This is a genomic window from Enterococcus sp. DIV1368f (genome assembly GCF_051712245.1).
GTDB classification, from domain to species: domain Bacteria; phylum Bacillota; class Bacilli; order Lactobacillales; family Enterococcaceae; genus Enterococcus; species Enterococcus faecalis.
Window position 1 is genome coordinate 1912017 of sequence record NZ_JBIOON010000001.1, and the last position, 17448, is coordinate 1929464.

General features: G+C 37.3%; 13 protein-coding genes and 1 riboswitch. Of the genes, 1 reads left to right on the forward strand and 12 read right to left on the reverse strand.

Annotated features, from left to right (window positions below; genetic code table 11):
• The first annotated feature begins 20 nt into the window (after positions 1-20).
• Positions 21-500, forward strand: a complete 480-nt coding sequence (locus IGL07_RS09385) for a nucleoside 2-deoxyribosyltransferase (protein WP_002362157.1) — start codon at positions 21-23, stop codon at positions 498-500.
• A gap of 35 nt (positions 501-535) precedes the next feature.
• Here the strand turns inward: IGL07_RS09385 and clpB are convergent, their stop codons facing one another.
• The 12 genes from clpB to IGL07_RS09445 all read right to left on the reverse strand — a co-directional run bounded on the left by clpB (position 536) and on the right by IGL07_RS09445 (position 17431).
• Positions 536-3142 carry an ATP-dependent chaperone ClpB gene (gene clpB, locus IGL07_RS09390; RefSeq protein WP_002356811.1) on the reverse strand — a complete coding sequence of 869 codons (2607 nt, stop codon included), beginning with the start codon at positions 3140-3142 and terminating at the stop codon, positions 536-538.
• 270 nt (positions 3143-3412) lie between these two features.
• Complete coding sequence (locus IGL07_RS09395) at positions 3413-3784, reverse strand: DoxX family protein (protein ID WP_002368998.1); 372 nt, start codon at positions 3782-3784, stop codon at positions 3413-3415.
• 187 nt (positions 3785-3971) lie between these two features.
• Positions 3972-8648, reverse strand: coding sequence for a WxL domain-containing protein (locus tag IGL07_RS09400; RefSeq protein WP_010817493.1), 4677 nt, complete (start codon positions 8646-8648; stop codon positions 3972-3974).
• Positions 8649-8678: 30 nt separating this feature from the next.
• Positions 8679-9740 (reverse strand): DUF916 and DUF3324 domain-containing protein, encoded by a 1062-nt coding sequence (locus tag IGL07_RS09405; RefSeq protein ID WP_010817494.1) that lies wholly within the window; start codon positions 9738-9740, stop codon positions 8679-8681.
• 395 nt (positions 9741-10135) lie between these two features.
• Positions 10136-11431, reverse strand: a complete 1296-nt coding sequence (purB, locus tag IGL07_RS09410; protein WP_010817495.1) for an adenylosuccinate lyase — start codon at positions 11429-11431, stop codon at positions 10136-10138.
• 42 nt (positions 11432-11473) lie between these two features.
• Positions 11474-12589 (reverse strand): 5-(carboxyamino)imidazole ribonucleotide synthase, encoded by a 1116-nt coding sequence (purK, locus tag IGL07_RS09415; protein WP_010712653.1) that lies wholly within the window; start codon positions 12587-12589, stop codon positions 11474-11476.
• 328 nt (positions 12590-12917) lie between these two features.
• The gene (locus tag IGL07_RS09420; RefSeq protein ID WP_010712654.1) at positions 12918-14237 is read right to left on the reverse strand and encodes a nucleobase:cation symporter-2 family protein; all 1320 of its coding nucleotides are present in this window, start codon (positions 14235-14237) and stop codon (positions 12918-12920) included.
• Positions 14238-14239: 2 nt separating this feature from the next.
• Positions 14240-14821, reverse strand: a complete 582-nt coding sequence (locus tag IGL07_RS09425) for a xanthine phosphoribosyltransferase (RefSeq protein ID WP_002356804.1) — start codon at positions 14819-14821, stop codon at positions 14240-14242.
• 154 nt (positions 14822-14975) lie between these two features.
• Positions 14976-15073, reverse strand: a riboswitch (purine riboswitch).
• Between the two features lie 147 nt (positions 15074-15220).
• Positions 15221-15907 (reverse strand): hydrolase, encoded by a 687-nt coding sequence (locus tag IGL07_RS09430; protein ID WP_002356802.1) that lies wholly within the window; start codon positions 15905-15907, stop codon positions 15221-15223.
• A 19-nt stretch (positions 15908-15926) separates the two neighbouring features.
• Positions 15927-16568 carry a glycoside hydrolase family 73 protein gene (locus IGL07_RS09435; protein ID WP_010712655.1) on the reverse strand — a complete coding sequence of 214 codons (642 nt, stop codon included), beginning with the start codon at positions 16566-16568 and terminating at the stop codon, positions 15927-15929.
• 99 nt (positions 16569-16667) lie between these two features.
• A complete protein-coding gene (locus tag IGL07_RS09440) occupies positions 16668-16847 on the reverse strand; it encodes a hypothetical protein (RefSeq protein WP_002384259.1) in 180 nt (59 codons plus the stop codon).
• A 59-nt stretch (positions 16848-16906) separates the two neighbouring features.
• Positions 16907-17431, reverse strand: a complete 525-nt coding sequence (locus IGL07_RS09445) for a hypothetical protein (protein ID WP_002382789.1) — start codon at positions 17429-17431, stop codon at positions 16907-16909.
• Between the last annotated feature and the right edge of the window lie 17 nt (positions 17432-17448).

Genomic DNA, 17448 nt, shown 5'->3' on the forward strand with positions numbered 1-17448 from the left:
CTTGGATTGGAGACAGACAAATGACAAAAATTTATTTTGCAGGACCTTTATTTTCGCAAGCTGACTTACGTTATAATGCCTATTTAGTCGAACAAATTCGACAATTGGATAAAACAATCGATCTTTATTTACCACAAGAAAATGCGGCGATTAACGACAAATCTGCTTATGCCGATAGCAAAATGATTGCCTTAGCAGATACAGAAAATGTCCTTGCTAGCGACTTATTGGTTGCTTTATTAGACGGTCCAACCATTGATGCGGGCGTAGCTTCCGAAATTGGTGTTGCTTATGCCAAAGGAATCCCGGTGGTTGCCCTTTACACAGACAGCCGCCAACAAGGTGCTGATAATCACCAAAAGCTTGATGCTTTGAACGAAGTCGCTGAAAATCAATTCCATTATTTAAACCTTTACACAGTTGGTTTGATTAAATTGAATGGTCGGGTTGTTTCTTCAGAAGAGGACTTGTTGGAAGAAATTAAGCAACGATTGTCATAACAAAAAAAGAACGAGCGAATTCGCTCGTTCTTTTTTTATACTTCTTCTATCGGTTCATTTTCAAAAACTAATTGATTGTCTAATAGACTAATCGTGACTTTTGTTTTTGGCATTACTCGTCCAGAAACAATTTCTTTTGCTAATGGTGTTTCAACTTCGCGAGTAATGAAACGTTTTAACGGACGAGCTCCATAAGCTGGCTCATACCCATTTTCAGCAATCCATGTTTTAGCTTCATCTGTGATTTCCAACACAATTTCTTGTTGCTCTAAACGATGAGCAAGTTGTGCGGTCATTTTACCAATGATTCCTTTCACATTATCCAAGCTTAATGGTGTGAATAAAATGGTATCATCAATTCTGTTTAAGAACTCTGGTTTAAAGTGTCCTTTTAGAATATTCATGACTTGATTTTCAACTTCTTCTGGAATTGTTCCTTCAGGTGTCACACCTTCCAATAAAAGCTGAGAACCGATGTTGCTTGTCATAATTAAAACTGTATTTTTAAAATCAACGACCCGACCTTTAGAATCTGTCAAACGACCATCATCTAAAACTTGTAATAAGATATTAAAGACATCTGGGTGCGCTTTTTCAATTTCGTCTAATAAGACAATTGTATAAGGGTTTCGACGAACAGCTTCCGTTAACTGGCCACCTTCTTCATAACCAACATAGCCTGGAGGGGCACCAACCAAACGAGATACGGCATGTTTTTCCATGTATTCACTCATGTCAATCCGTACCATATGATCTTCAGAATCAAACAAATCTTCAGCTAAAGCTTTAGCAAGTTCTGTTTTACCAACACCAGTTGGTCCTAAGAAAAGGAACGAACCGAGTGGGCGATTTGGATCTTGTAAGCCTGCTCTTGAACGAATCACCGCATCACTAACAGCATCGACGGCTTCATCTTGACCAATCACACGTTTGTGTAATGTTTCATTCAGTTTCATTAATTTTTCTCGTTCGCCTTCAACTAATTTTGTCACAGGAATGCCAGTTAAACGACCGACCACTTGCGCAATTTCGTTTTCAGTAACCGATTCTTGTACCATTTTGACGTTATCTTTGGCGTTTTTTTCTTCCAATTCTTTCAATTCATGTTCTAATTGCGGAATTGTTCCATGACGCAAAACAGCAGCTCGTTCTAAATCATAATTATTTTCAGCATCTTCTAATTCGTGTTTTGCTTTATCAATCTCTGCACGTTTGTTGGAAACCGCATTAACTTCTTCTTTTTCCGTTTCCCATTGCATTTTCATTGAGTTAGCTTCTTCACGCAAATCTGCTAATTCTTCTTGCAAGTTGGCTAACCGTTTTTTACTTGCATCATCCGATTCTTTTTTCAAGGCCGCTTCTTCAATTTCTAGTTGCATTAACCGACGTGTTACTTGATCGAGCTCTGTTGGCATTGAATTCATTTCCACTCGAATCGTTGCGCTTGCTTCATCGACTAAGTCAATCGCTTTATCTGGTAAGAAACGATCAGTAATATAGCGATCGGATAAAGTAGCGGCAGCAACTAAAGCATTGTCATGAATATTCACGCCGTGGTGAATTTCAAATCGTTCTTTTAAGCCACGCAAAATAGAAATTGTATCTTCTACTGTTGGTTCTTTGACTAATACTTTTTGGAAACGACGTTCTAAGGCTTTATCTTTTTCCATATATTGGCGATATTCATCAAGCGTTGTGGCACCGATTAAATGCAATTCACCACGTGCTAGCATCGGTTTTAATAAGTTCCCGGCGTCCATACTGCCTTCTGTTTTACCAGCTCCGACGATATTATGAATTTCATCAATGAATAAAATGATTTTGCCATCACTTTTTTTCACTTCTTTTAAAACAGCTTTTAACCGTTCTTCAAATTCGCCACGGAATTTTGCTCCCGCAATTAAGGCACCCATATCTAAAGAAAAAATGGTTTTATCTTTTAAGTTTTCGGGAACATCTTTACGAACGATTCGTTGTGCTAATCCTTCAACAATCGCTGTTTTACCAACACCTGGTTCACCAATTAAGACTGGATTATTTTTAGTTTTTCTTGATAAAATCCGAATAACGTCACGAATTTCTTCGTCACGACCAATGATTGGATCTTGTTTTCCTGCTTTTACTTGTTGTACTAAGTCAACACCGTATTTTTCTAGTGCTTTATATTGTTCTTCCTGGTTTTGAGAAGTCACACGATCTCCTCCTCTCATCTCTTCAATATTTTTTCTTAATTCTTTTTCCGTAATACCTTGTTGCATTAAATATTTTGTTAAACGATAATTTTTCAATTTCATTAAAGCTAAAAGTACAATTTCGGTTGATAAAAATTCATCTTGGAATTCTTCTCGAAGTGAATCAGCTTCTTGCAATAAATGGAACAAATTTTGACTTAAATTTTGACCATATTGCACATTACCGCCTGCCACACTTGGATATTCATCTAACGCGTTATCTACTTCTCGTTCAAATGCGTCAACATCTAAACCAGCATCTGTGTAAAAATTACGCCCAAAATGGTTTGGTTGAAGAAAAATTTTCCATAAATGTGCGATATCAATTTCTTGATGTTGCCGTGTCACCGCAACTTTTTGAGCTTCAGCAATCGCCTCTTGTAGCGTGGTTGTCATTTTTTCAATATTCATAAACGATCCCTCCCGTTTATTGTTTTGTCTTTTTTATTTTAACATTCTTTACAATTATTATTATCCGACTTTTGATGGATTTCTTCAAAAGTTAAGGTATCTGTAAACCTTATAAATTTATTATACTCCATTGGTCAGTAAAGGTCAATGAATAAATTGACCTTTTTTGACCTTTTCAATAAAAAAAACCTAAAACAGCTAACTATCACTGATTTAGGGCTTTTTTCGCAATAACAACTAGTTTGACCAACTCTTTATTGCTTTGATTTATTAAAAATAAAGTTTTAACGTAAGATACTTTTTATCGGCATGGCTAATCAAAATAGCCAAACTGGTTATTGCTAAAAATAATTCGTACTCATAACCACTAAAACCACTTGCCAAACCAAAAGAAAAAATAGCTCCGACTAAAACTGCTATGAATCCTACTGATACCAAAGGAATTAAAAAGCCAATAATCATAAATAACCCACCAATTAATTCAATTGCCGCTACACCATAAACGAAAAGACTTGGCAAACCAATACTAGCAAAAAACGCTAAAGTATCTTCCAATGACGTTACTTTCATCACTCCATGAATTAGCATCGTCACCCCTAGCCAAATTCTAATCACTTGAATGCCTCGCTGTTGTTTATCCATACTTCTCCTCCTTTGTTTGCATTAAATAGTTAATGTAACTATTTAAGTTACATTATAAAGGATAAATCGAAAAAAGTATAGAAAAAAACAAACGTATTTAACAATACGTTTGTTTTTTAATGTTACTGTAAAACTTATATTTTTTCTTAATACAATTAACTTTCCTTTCAAGTGAAACATACTAAGATTAGACTACATCGTCCAATGACCAGGTTACTGTAGATTGATATACTTTTGATATTTCTCCTACATTTGCAGGCACAGTTAATTTTATCTCTTCAAAAGGAAAATATAGTTGCCAAGTTCCACTTCCTTGCGTTCCAGTTGCTGTTATTATTGATTGGGCTGTTGCACCCGATCGAAAAGCTTGAGAACCTAACGTCGGTCCGTTGGTAAAACTATTAGTTACTGATTCCACAGCTGTATTAGCATATTGAACTTTTTGAAGTTGAGTGTTCGCAAAGTTCAAGGTAATCCCTTCTCCTTGTGGTAAAGATTTACCAGTACTATCTTTAAATTCAGATAAACTAACGTTTAATTTCCAACCTGTGCTGATTGGTCGATTATCTTCTAGACGTAACTTAAAACCAGCTTGTTGTAATTCGGGACTTCCTACATAGTTTGCTGAATTTAATCCGTAATTTTTTGTCATCGGCGAAATAGCTTGTTTGCCAAAATCAAAAGTACTTGGTGTCCCCATCAATACAGGCCGTTGTCCACTCCATTTCGCATATAACGTTACAGTCCCATTATTAGTAGAAGTTAATATTGAAACTATTTGTTTATCTGTATATACAACTTCACTTGCTCGCGTCCTTGCCCAACCAAGAAATGTATTACTCTCTTTTGTAAAAGTATTGGCTGGTAATGGCTTACCTATTCCATAAATAAAACTCGTATTAGGCATCGTACCCGTTCCTCCATTAGCATCAAACTTCACAGTATAGCTATTCCCTTTCCAAACAGCATAATAGGTCCTAGCTGAAGTATAATTAACGAGAGGATTTGTTGTAATATTGGGGATTGCGGCGTTGGCTGTTGTAGCCCAACCTTGGAAAGTGTAACCCGTTCTTGTTGGCTTCGCAACAGTACTTAAATTAACCACTGTCCCAAAAGTATACGCTTTAGCAGCTGTACCACCCGAGCCCCCATTGGCATTAAAAGTCACATTCACTGAGATAGGCTTCCAAATAGCTTTCAGTGTTATTTTTGTAGTAGTTGAAGTAGACGTAAAGCTGATCGTTGCACCAGGTTGATATTTTTTGGTTGCTGTTGCAACATCTTGCCATTCCACAAACGTATAACCACTAAGTGTTGGTTTGGTTGTTGGAATGATAACTTTTCCGGCACCATTGACATCTAACTGAATTGTTTGCGGAGAAGGTAGACCTTTAACACCACTTCCTGACACAATAACATTTGGTAAATTTTGTTCATAGGCTACTTGAGCAAACTCCGTACTAAAGGTGATTTTGTTACTGACTGCCGTTAAAGTTGCTCCTGCTTTGGCTTCTTTGGCAGAATATTGAAATTGGTTAATCGCTTTTTGATTTTCCGCTTCCGGCACTAAAAAGTCCATAATCGCATCTAAGGTCTCGCCTGGTTTGATTGTGGTCGCGCCAAAATCGACATAGATTGCTGTGATTAAAGCTGAATTAGCGGGTTTAGTTGTAGTGAACCCTAAACTGGTTAGTTTAGCGGCATTCCAGGCTTGTAAATCATTATTATTATAACCAGGTAATTGTGCGACCGGCTTAGTTGTATAGTAAATTTTGGCTGTCCCACTATTATTGGTCAAGTTTGTAAAACCGATGCTTCCTGTTGAACCACGACCATCACTAGCAGAAGGCAATATGTTATATAACCGAACGCTCGTAAAGCTGGTATTCCCTGAGTTTTTAATCACTGTTTGCATTTGCGGAGTTCCTTTACTCTCCACCGCAAAGATATTACTGCTAGACCAAGCTTGCGTTGCCGATCCACGAGCATTCGTTGCGCTGTCCAGTTTTGAAGCATCAACAATGGAGAAACCGGTGTTACTAGCAGTAGATGCGTTCACCCCGTAGCTATTTTCATTCGCGTTGTCTAAACCGACTTTCTTAGCCTCTGCAGCATTTAGCTGAGTAGGTACGCGATTAAAGAAATCCGTTGCCTTAGAGCTGCTATAGGCGACATAAGGAATCTGATAGCTTCCAGAAGCGGTTGAACTATCTACGACAAATTCTAATGGAATCCGAAAAATACTACTTTTTCCCGATACTTTAGATTTATAAGCCGTGCTGGATGTCTTAAAACGATAATAATTGTACGCCGTGTCTTTGATTGGTAACGTTTCAACGGTCACCGAAGCTGGATAGGTAACTTGATTACTGTCATCAATAAAATCTTTTTTCGTAGTAGCTTTTAATCGCAACTGTTTAGGAACTTTAATTGTAATAATAGGATTCGTCCAATCCCCATAGGAAGTAGTCATATAGTAGCTAAAATTTTCCCCGATTATTTCATAGTTAATCGTGTCCCCAGGCAGTTTATTTTGACTATTAACACTAGCCAACTTGGCAGAACCATTCAAAGCTACGCCTTTATTATAATATACTTCATTATCTCTTAATTTAAGTTCTTTAAGCGTACCGGTTGCGTCTTGGTACTGCATGGTACCTCCAAAGGTGACTGGATTAACCTTCTTAGAAAGAGCAGTTCCATCTGGCCATTTCCCAGTAGGCCAACTTTTGATTTGATAACGAAGCGTCATTCCGTTCCCTGGAGGTAACGAATTTCTTGTTTTGCCATCGGTTCCCATAGGAACGACATAAATTTCTGAAATATACTCATTAGTTGCTAAAGTCGGCAAAGCGGGGCTAAAGCTGCTGTTCTTAGCTAGTGTAGTACTCCAAACAGAACGACTCGTTCCAGTTACAGCATTTTTCACATAAAACCAAGGGCGGTAATAGGCTGGTGTATTCACTCCATCAGTTAAAACATAAATATATAAATCAGTAAAGTTTCCTTTAGCTGAGCCTGCAGTTAAATCTTGTAATTTGTATGTCACCCCTTGAATTGCTTTAGATCCAGTATTCTTAATAGTACTAGTTCGATTAAATGTATTAAGGCCAAAAGCGTAAAAATGTCCGGTTGTTGCTAAATTATTTAAGTTATTAACTGTTTCAACAGTGCCAGCAAAACCTGAATTAACCCCTGTTCCTGACAATTGAAAATCTGGTCTAGAGCGCTTTATATATTTTTTCGTACTTGTGAGCGTAGTTATTCTCCCATTCAGGTGTTTTACCTTCATTCCAAAATTTATAGAAAAAGAACGACCTTCTGCATAAGTTTTATTTAAAGTAACCCTTGTGTCGACATAGTATAAATCAATCAGCGTTGCTGGGTTTTCTAAAGCGCTTGGGTTGAAGATTGCTAATTTCTGGTAGTACCGAGTGAAGCCCACTGGAACACTAGAGTCTTGTGCGTTCGTGATTCCTGTTTTTAATAATCTATTGGCTAAAGTTCCCTTTAATGTAGCTCCCGTTGGAATTTCAACATACACTTGATGATTATAACTAGGGTCTAAATTTGCTCTAGATAAATAATTAAAGCGATAAGTAGTTGACATCACAATATCACCGTCAAAATAGCTGTCGTCAATAGGAACTGCATAACCAGAACCTACATATGTAGCCAAAGAATTCACATTAGTTTTTATAGTCTTATTCGTACCTGAACTTGCGATTTGTTTACCGGTATTGTCAAATACCTTCGCTTGGAGATTATTCCACACGATTTGTTCAGGTGGGATTTTGGCATTATAGACGTTATTAAATTTAAATCGTAAGTTAATCGTCTCTAATGTTGTCTTGGTTTGTTTCAAACGAATAATCAACTTTTTATTGGTCGTATCATTTACATACGATGCTACAATTGAATTAGCATTAGGCGTACTAGGTGTCACCAACGAAAAAATGGGTGCTGTATTATCAAAGTATTTAAAAACGGGGTCGCTTTTACTTGGATAAAAGCCATAAGGAAGTTCAATTGAAGTACCAGTGAGGCCCGCTTGGCTGATGGAAACTGGTATAGAAATCGTTAAGTAATCTGGTGCTGTTCCTGTGGTAGAGTCGGTATACGTACGATAAGTGGCAGGAGCAGTCAAACCGACCGTAATTCCATTCGCTTTTGAGGCAATAGTTTTAGATTTAAGGACCGGACTACTTTTTTTGTTTTCCTTCGTTTGCTTCTGCTCACTACGCTCCTGTGGCTTTTGAGCCTCAGGTATTTGTTCTTTAGCAACCGTTACGTCTAAATTTTTAGCCAATTCTTTTTGATTTTTGTCTTTGACTGATAAAGTGAAAGTTCCTGCTTTTGTCGTTGTCAACAGCAAGTAGCTCTCCCCAAACTGAGCTAAGTTTCTTAAAACCAAGCTATGTTGTTCTTGATTATAGGAACTATGCTCCTTCAATTGTTGATTTTTTTGGGGATTATATTGAATTTCCTGAGGCAATTGTATTTCCGCCCAGGTTACATTACTAGTTATTTTTAGATAAAAATCCGAGCCTGCACTCACTTGCCGTTCTGGTTCTTGTTGTGACCAAGTAAAAGAAACAGTTTCTAATTCTTTCGTCTCTTCTGTTTCTTGAGTTTTTTCAGTTGAAGAATCGGTTGTTTCTGTTGTTGCAGTTGAAGAATCGGTTGTTTCTGTCGCTTGTTGTGATGGCTCTGATAGCTTAGGTAATGAATCTTCAATAATTTGTTGCACTTCACTCGTTACTGTTGTCGGCTTAGACCCCTCAGCTAAGCCATTAATTGGTAAAATCATCGTTCCTAATAATATGACTATGACACAAATAAGACAACTCGGTTTCTTATTCATAACCAACACCTTCTTTTCCTTTTTATTCCTTTATTTTGTCCTACTCTTTCTAAAATAAAAATAAACGCTAATTGTAACAAGACACAATGCGCTAAGACCTATTAACAAAAGCGGTTGACTTATTGCTGAAGCTGTACTAGCCGACCATTGGTTTACTTGCATTTGTGTGATTGTAAAATCTTTTCGCCAGTGCCATTCTTGGTTACCAGCACTGGCTTGACTATGGAAAGTATACGTTCCCGGTGAAAGGGCGACTTCATTCAATGATAAATCCATAGCTAATAGAGAATTTGGTGCCACTGACACATCTGCTTGTACTTTTTTTAGTAACTCTTTTGGCTGACCTTTTTTGGTTAACCAGTTGGTAATTGTTGCTCCTTTCATAACTTTTGGTTGTCGATTTTGGAATGTTGCTTGAACAACAGGTAGGCCACCGCTGATCGTTGTATCAACTTTTTTTAGTTTCAATTCTGCTCCTTCATCAAATGGCTCTTTATCTTCTGTCAGCATGATTGAAATAGTATAAGCATAGGTTGATGTAAATTGATTAGTTGTTAATGATTCATCCTCTAGTTGTTTGACAAATCGTAATGCACCTAATTTAACTCCCGAAAATGGCTCTTTAGGCGTTCTAATTTCATAATTTACTATTTTTTCTTCAAAGTTTTTTACAGTGACCGTAGCTTCCTTATTTTGTAAATGTACAATTTGCGTGATGGAATTCGTTAAACTAGAATCTAATTTAGGATTCGTCTGCGTATAGTCAATCTGTCCTTCCGTTCCGTTAACCGCATCATGAATACTTAAAGCGACAGTGACTGGTTCTTTTTGCAAACTTCTGATTTTTACTTGAACAATCTGCTGACTACTTGGCTGAACACCTAAATAAAAATAAGTTTGGTTCTTATCTAGCTGATTATCTGGTATCATACTTTCAACTGTGAAACCTGCTAGCGGTTTTGACTCAGGTTGTTGCGCTAAAGCAACTTCGAAATGTAAGAAGATTAGATAATAAATAATTATAAAACAGAGATAGCTAAATACTTTCATTCCATCCCCTGTAGTCTTATTTGGGGCTTGTGACAATTTCATTTCAACCAACTTTCCCCCTTTCTTTTAAGAATTACCGTTAATAGACTCATTATATCTGAAGACACACAAAAAATAATTTTGAATTTTTAAACCTATAATTAAAAAAACAGTATCTTCTTATTCCACAAGGGTTTAGCGGCACTTTCTCCCTATGAAAACCTCTAAATTCCCTCTTGTTTTGAAAAATATCTCCTTTAAAATCTAAAGAGCAAACAAATAAATAGCGAACAAACATCATAAGATAAGTGTCGTTCTTTCACCTATTGACGTTTGCTCGCTAAAATTTAATACTTTTTTCTCTAATTTCTACTAAATAACTTTTCAACTTTTTTTCTGAAAATAAAAAAGGGCAGCCAGGACAAAAACAAAGTGTTTTTGTCCTAACTGCTCTCTTTTTATCCTAAACCAACACGTTCAAAAATCGTGTCAACGTTTTTTAAATGATAATGGTAATCAAAGGCATCATCTAGCTCTTCTTTTGATAAGACAGAAGTAATTTTTTCATCCGCATCTAGCAACGGACGGAACGCCGTTTGATGATCCCATGCGTAAGCTGTTTTTGGTTGGACCAGATCATACGCTTCTTCACGTGTCATGCCATGGTCAATCAATTTTAATAAGACACGTTGGCTGTAAATTAGTCCATAGGTCGCATCCATGTTACGTTTCATATTTTCTGGGAAGACCGTTAAGTTTTTGACAATATTACCAAAACGATTCAACATGTAATTTAGCAAAATCGTCGTATCGGGAATAATAATCCGTTCAGCAGACGAGTGAGAAATATCTCGTTCATGCCATAAACTCACATTTTCAAAGGCAGTAATGACATGACCACGAATCACACGTGCCAAGCCAGTCATATTTTCAGAACCAATTGGATTCCGTTTATGCGGCATTGCCGAAGACCCTTTTTGTCCTTTTGCAAAAAATTCTTCTACTTCACGCGTTTCTGATTTCTGTAGACCACGAATTTCTGTTGCAAATTTTTCAATACTTGTCGCAATTAATGCCATAGCAGAAACATATTCAGCATGTAAATCACGTGGTAAAACTTGTGTCGAAATCTCTTGAGCACGGATCCCCAAATGTTCGCAAACATATTCTTCAACAAATGGTGAAATATTGGCAAAGGTACCTACGGCTCCACTGATTTTACCTGCTTCGACACCTTTGGCTGCATGTTCAAAACGTTCAATATTGCGTTTCATTTCAGAATACCACAACGCTAATTTCAAACCAAATGTAGTCGGTTCTGCATGAACACCATGCGTTCTTCCCATCATGACCGTATGTTTATACTCTTTAGCTTTGGATCCGACAATCTCCGTAAATGTTTGTAAATCTTTCCGTAAAATATCATTCGCCTGTTTCAATAGATAACCATAGGCAGTATCCACAACATCTGTGCTGGTTAACCCATAGTGCACCCATTTTCGCTCTTCACCAAGCGTTTCTGAAACGGCACGAGTAAAAGCGACAACATCATGACGGGTTTCTGCTTCAATTTCTAAAATACGTGCAACATCAAATGATGCATTTTCTCGGATTTTTTGTACATCTTCTTTAGGAATTTCGCCAAGTTCTGCCCAAGCTTCATCCGCCAAAATTTCAACTTCTAGCCATGCCTTGTAACGGTTCTCATCTGTCCAAATTGCGCCCATTTCGGGTCTTGTATAACGATCAATCATTGTGCCTTATCCCCTCTTTACTCCTCAATTTTTGAAAAATAATTACGACCAAATCTTTGTTTCTTTAATTTCTTCCAGTGTTTCATCAATTTCTTTGGTTAATATAGTAATATGCCCCATCGCTCGTTGCGCTTTTGCTTCACTGTGGCCATAATAGTGGAAATGCCAATCTGGATGTTCATTAATAATGTCCATCGTTTCATAGGCTTCATTCCCAAGTACATTGACCGTGATCGCTTCAGACAACAGTTGAATCGTTGGCATTGGCCAATTACATAAACCACGAATATGCGTATCATATTGGCTAAAAGAACAAGCATCTATAGAAAAATTCCCTGCATCTTCTGGACGAGGTAAAATTTTATTTACATAAATCCCGCCTGTTTCTGTATAAAACATTTCAATTGAAAGGGTGCCGACTAAACCAACTGCTTTAGCAATCACCTTAGCAATTCGTTGCAACTCGCCACTGACTTCGTCATCAATTTGGGCTGGCGCAATCGTTTCATGTAGCTTACGCTCTTTTTTAATTGTTTCCACAACTGGAAATGTCGCAAATTCGCCACGACCATTACCAGAAATCAGAACAGATAATTCTTTTTCGTAAGGAATCCAAGCTTCCAAGACACAGGTTCCTTCTCTTAGAAGATTCATGGATGGCGCTAAGTCTGAAGTACTATGTAGTACATAACGACCTTCCCCTCGCGTGTTCTTCAAGATACACGGGTAGCCAATGCCATCAATTGCTTCTTGAATATCAGTCGGACTAACAATCGTTGCATAAGGTGCAATCACAATATTATTATCTTCCAAGAAACTTTTTTCCATTAAGCGATCTTGCGTAATCGCTAAAATGTCTGTTCCTTGTGGTATATTCGCTAAATGTTGAATCGCTGTTAACGCATCAACATCTGCATGTTCAAATTCATACGTAATCACTTGGGCACGTTTTGCCAATTTCTCTAACGCTTCAGGATCATTATATGCTCCTAATAATTGCCAATCGGCAACTTGTGCAGCAGGACAATCAATTTGTGGATCTAGCACACCCACTCGAAACCCCATTTCTCTTGCACTAAGGGCCATCATTTTTGCTAAATGTCCGCCACCAATGATACCAATCACTTGACCAGGTAATAGTGGTTTATCCAAGTTCATCACAACTTTCCATCACAGTTTTATCCTTAAAATCCTTCTGCGGTTTCTCGTCGCAGTCTAGCCTTTAAGAGTGCTCTTTTTACATGATACAAGGAAAAAGGCTCAACTTCAAGTGCCAGCAGTGTTTCCATTAGGTTTTCTCATCAGAATTTATTAACATACTTTAGGATAAAACAGCGGTAACTTACTACTCGTCTCTTTGTAACCAAGCTTTTTTCTCTTATTCTCTTCAGATTAATGAAAACATTAAATTTTTCTAAACGATGATGAGGTCAAAAAAGTATGAAAGAAAAGCCACCTGACCTTATCTATCATACTTTTTTTGAAACTATTCGTTACTTTCTGAGGTTTCTTTTAAACCATTGAATAAAAGATTTAAAATAATTGCGGTAATGCTGCTCATGACAATTCCATTACCAGTAAACATGCTAACAGTTTCTGGTACTTTATTAAAGAGCGTCGGCATAATATTAAAGCCTAAACCAAAGCCAATCGAGATGGCAATAATTAATAAATTTTTGTCATTTGAGTAGTCAACTTTTGACAACATGCGCATTCCTTGGACAGCCACCATTCCAAACATAACCAGCATTCCACCACCTAAAACTGGCTCTGGGATAATTTGGGCCATCGCACCAATTTTTGGTAATAAGCCTAAAATAATTAAGAAAAAAGCAGAAAAATAAATTGGTCGACGTGTTTTGATCCCAGATAATTGAACTAACCCGACATTTTGAGAGAAACCTGTATAAGGAAACGTATTAAAAATCCCCCCTAAAATGACGGCTAAACCTTCTGCATGATACCCACGACGTAAATCATCTTCGCCAATTTTCTTCCCTGTAATATCTCCTAAGGCAAAATAAACACCTGTTGATTCAACCATACTAACAATTGAAATAATAATCATCAACACAATAGAAGAAAGATCAAACGTTGGTTTGCCAAAATAAAATGGCTGTGGAAAATGAAACCACGTAGCTTGACTAACAGGAGACAAATCCACTAATCCCAGAAACGCAGCTAAAATTGTGCCGCCGACTAGGCCGATTAACACGGCAATTGACTTGATAAAGCCACGTCCCCAAACTTGCACAACAATGATTAAGGCAATTGTTACAAATGCGAGGAGCAAGTTTTTAGGATCACCAAAACTTTTGTCCGTTGCTAAGCCGCCACCCATTTTTTCAACAGCAACAGGAATTAAGGTCAAACCAATAACTGTAATGACTGTGCCGGTGACTAAAGGCGGAAATAGACGTTTAATTTTTGAGAAAAATCCTGCAATAAGAACGACAAAAATGCCCGAAGCAATAATTGAACCGTAAATTGCCCCAACCCCTTTGTTCGTACCAATCATGATTAAAGGCGCAACTGCTTGAATGGCACAACCTAAAACGACTGGCAAGCCAATCCCAAAAAACTTATTCACCGTTAATTGTAAAAGTGTCGCAACACCGCACATAAAAATATCGATTGAAATTAAATACGTCATTTGTTGCGAATCAAAATTCAAGCCGGTTCCGATTAATAAAGGTACGGCAACTGCCCCAGCGTACATCGCTAATAAATGTTGCAATCCTAAAACGGCGGCTTTTCCATTTGATGTTTCCGTCTGTTGTGGTGTATTCAATTGTTTTGTTTCCAAGATTATGCATCCTCCTCTAAAAACGTCACCGTTCCTTCACTTAATGAAGCAATACGTGCTAAAGAGACTACATTTAAGCCCATGTCTTCTAATAACTGACGACCATCTTGGAATGATTTTTCAATTACGATACCAATTCCTTCAACCTTTGCACCAGCCTGTTGGCACAATTCTACCAATCCTTTGGCAGCTTGTCCGTTAGCTAAAAAGTCATCAATAATCAACACTTTATCAGCATCAGATAAGAATTTTCTTGAAATGGAAATTTGGCTTGTCACTTGTTTTGTAAATGAATAAACTGAAGCTGTTAAAAGCTCTTCATCCATGGTTAAACTTTTTGCCTTACGAGCGAAGATCATTGGCACGCCTAATTTTTGCGCTGCGTATAAGGCAGGAGCGATTCCTGATGCTTCAATTGTAATTACTTTGGTAATGCCTGCTTCTGCGAAAACCTCAGCAAAACGATTACCCATAGCCTCCATCAATTCTGGATCCACTTGGTGCGTAATAAAACTATCTACTTTTAAAACACCTTCACCTAATACACGGCCATCATTTTTAATACGTTCGACTAATTCCTTCACAATATGAACTCCTTTACTTATTTTTCGATAGATGCTTTGTTCTCATCCTGAGGAAAGGACGGTTCGTTAAAAACGAACGAAATAAAACAAAGTGCTATTTATATTCGTGTTCTAACAAAAGAAAAAAGCCCATTTTGCCAAAGCAAAAAAGGGCTATCCGCTCTTCTTCACTTATAGACCAGCATTTACGGTGCTGGGTAGAGACGGTCAACCGTATTTTGACCTTATACAAGCTTCTATGTTTCTCTAGGATAGTACAAAAATCTCTAACTTTCAATGGTTTAACAGCTTTTTTTCATTAGAATTTTCAAATAATTGGTTCATTCTTCCATTGTTCCGTAAAAGCGAACATTAAATAGCCAAAAACGCTTTGGCAGTCTATCCTGCCAAAGCGTTTTTTTATTCTTCATCGGTTGCTTTTTCTTGTTCACGATATTTTTTCATTTTTTTGCTGAATAATTCACCGTTACTAGGGGGCGTATATGTAATAGCATTCGCTCCGGCGATAATGGTTTCATGAATACTCGATTCAGTTGGTCCTCCTGTTGCAATAATCGGTAATTCTGGATACTTGCCACGGAAATAGCGTACAGTGGCTGCAGTGTCTTTTCCTGCACTGATATTAATCATATCCACGCCAGCCGCAAGTTTTTCATCAATTGGCGTATGAATAGAAGTTACTGTGCTGATAATAGGAATATCGATTGCTTCATCCACCATTTTAATTGTTTCAATTGGTGTAGGACCATTCAAAACGACACCCATTGAGCCTTGTGCTTCTGCAAATAAACTCATATAAGCAGAACGCATGCCTTGCGTTAAACCGCCGCCGACTCCTGAAAAGACAGGAATATCCGCTGCTTCAATAATGCCTTTTGTAATCGCTGGATGCGGTGTAAAAGGATATACAGCAATCACTGCCTGTGCATCCGTATTGCGGATAATCGCAATATCTGTCGTAAAAATAATTGATTTTATTTTACGGCCAAAAATTTTAATGCCACTGGCTTGCCGAATAATCTCTGGCATTTTTACAATATCTTGTTTCAGCGGCGTCATAATTTCTGGAATCCACTTTTCGCTCATTGTCATCGTTCCTCCATGCTTAACGGTCGTATTTATTTAAATTGTATTCTTCAATTACATGAATGATCTTATCAGCGTATGTAGGATCCGTTGCGTATCCAGCATCTTGAAGCGCTTGTGCAGCCTCTTTATAATTTTTGGCTAACAAGACTTTTTCATATAAATTTGGATCCCAATCGACTCCATCAACAAATAACTTGGTATGATCTCGCATGGATTCTTCCCAATTGTCATAAACTCGAAAATCACCCTGAATCGTAATCCAGACCTCATTGACATACTCTTTTGTTTCTAAATTGACTTTTGGTTGATTGCCATATGCTTTAATCCCAAAAAGATTGTTATATTTCGATGCTAATTGACTTTGTCCAAAATTTGATTCTAAAACTGCTTGCCCCATAATAATACTTGGTAATACCCCGTAAGATTCTTGTAATTCACGTGCATACGGTGTGATTTCAGCAACAAATTCTTCTTTTGAGATGTTTTCATTTTGGCGATTGACTGACTCGTTTTGTCCCTTATCTGAATCAGAAAGGACAGATAACGAAAAGACAAAGGCCAAACCGACGACAACTACGCCTAAGAATAACTTTGGCAAATTCAGCTGCTTTTTTCTTTTTTTCTGATAGTTGCTCACTTCATTAATTCCCCACTTCATCTTTTATTTTCCGATAAAATGTTTCACTATCTTTCACTTTCGTGATTGATTTCATTTGTTACTATAACCGAATAATTGTATCATTTTCACAGAAAATTATCAACTTTCATCACTGCTTACGCTCGTGATTTCAGTACTTGATTCAGTGGTAGCAGTTGAAGAAACTGTACTACTTTCAGAAATTTTAGTGGATGATTTCACTGTTGTTTCAGTTGATGTGTGAACAGATTCTTCAACTGGCTTTTTGCCAAAAAAGACAAAAATTACCGCACCAAACATAATAATCACAGATAAAATCCCAGCAATTGTGTATTTCAAAAGACCATCCTTCCTATTCGTTATTCACCTACGTAAGTATCCATCAGATTTTCGTTGACCCAATCTAATAATTCAACTTTTGAACCTTCCAATTGTCGTTGAATCGTAGCTGGTAATCGGAATGTAATAATGTCATCAAAACCCCATTCACCATAGGCTAGCGTCACTTTCAAATCAATATAACCAGCAGCAATTTCTTGTTCCTGTTTATTGTTAGGAATTAATTCTACAACGCCCAAATCAGATTGCAGCCATTTTTTGGCAATTGTTGTTTTTAACCGTTTATATTCCGAAACAGCTAGGTTGCGTTTTTCCGGAAATAAGATGGTTTGGCGGAGTATTTTTTGAGTCAGCATCCACTCATAATCCGTAAACAAATTCTTAATTTTTTGCATGACTTCATTGTCCAAACCAAATTGGCCTTCTTTCCAAGCTTGCCAATCGGCTGCTTGAATTTGATAAGCGGAGTAAAAATTTTCTTCTGTTTGGTACTGTTCAATAATTGCGTCAACAATAATATCTACATAAACTTGATGCATAATCATTCGCCTCCATTTTCTAT

Excerpts from the sequence above, each read along its gene's own strand:
- IGL07_RS09385 (WP_002362157.1), top strand. The coding sequence starts at position 21 with ATGACAAAAATTTATTTTGCAGGACCTTTATTTTCGCAAGCTGACTTA.
- clpB (WP_002356811.1), bottom strand. The coding sequence starts at position 3,142 with ATGAATATTGAAAAAATGACAACCACGCTACAAGAGGCGATTGCTGAA.
- IGL07_RS09395 (WP_002368998.1), bottom strand. The coding sequence starts at position 3,784 with ATGGATAAACAACAGCGAGGCATTCAAGTGATTAGAATTTGGCTAGGG.
- IGL07_RS09400 (WP_010817493.1), bottom strand. The coding sequence starts at position 8,648 with ATGAATAAGAAACCGAGTTGTCTTATTTGTGTCATAGTCATATTATTA.
- IGL07_RS09405 (WP_010817494.1), bottom strand. The coding sequence starts at position 9,740 with ATGAAATTGTCACAAGCCCCAAATAAGACTACAGGGGATGGAATGAAA.
- purB (WP_010817495.1), bottom strand. The coding sequence starts at position 11,431 with ATGATTGATCGTTATACAAGACCCGAAATGGGCGCAATTTGGACAGAT.
- purK (WP_010712653.1), bottom strand. The coding sequence starts at position 12,589 with ATGAACTTGGATAAACCACTATTACCTGGTCAAGTGATTGGTATCATT.
- IGL07_RS09430 (WP_002356802.1), bottom strand. The coding sequence starts at position 15,907 with ATGAGCGAAAAGTGGATTCCAGAAATTATGACGCCGCTGAAACAAGAT.
- IGL07_RS09435 (WP_010712655.1), bottom strand. The coding sequence starts at position 16,568 with ATGAAGTGGGGAATTAATGAAGTGAGCAACTATCAGAAAAAAAGAAAA.
- IGL07_RS09440 (WP_002384259.1), bottom strand. The coding sequence starts at position 16,847 with ATGTTTGGTGCGGTAATTTTTGTCTTTTTTGGCAAAAAGCCAGTTGAA.
- IGL07_RS09445 (WP_002382789.1), bottom strand. The coding sequence starts at position 17,431 with ATGATTATGCATCAAGTTTATGTAGATATTATTGTTGACGCAATTATT.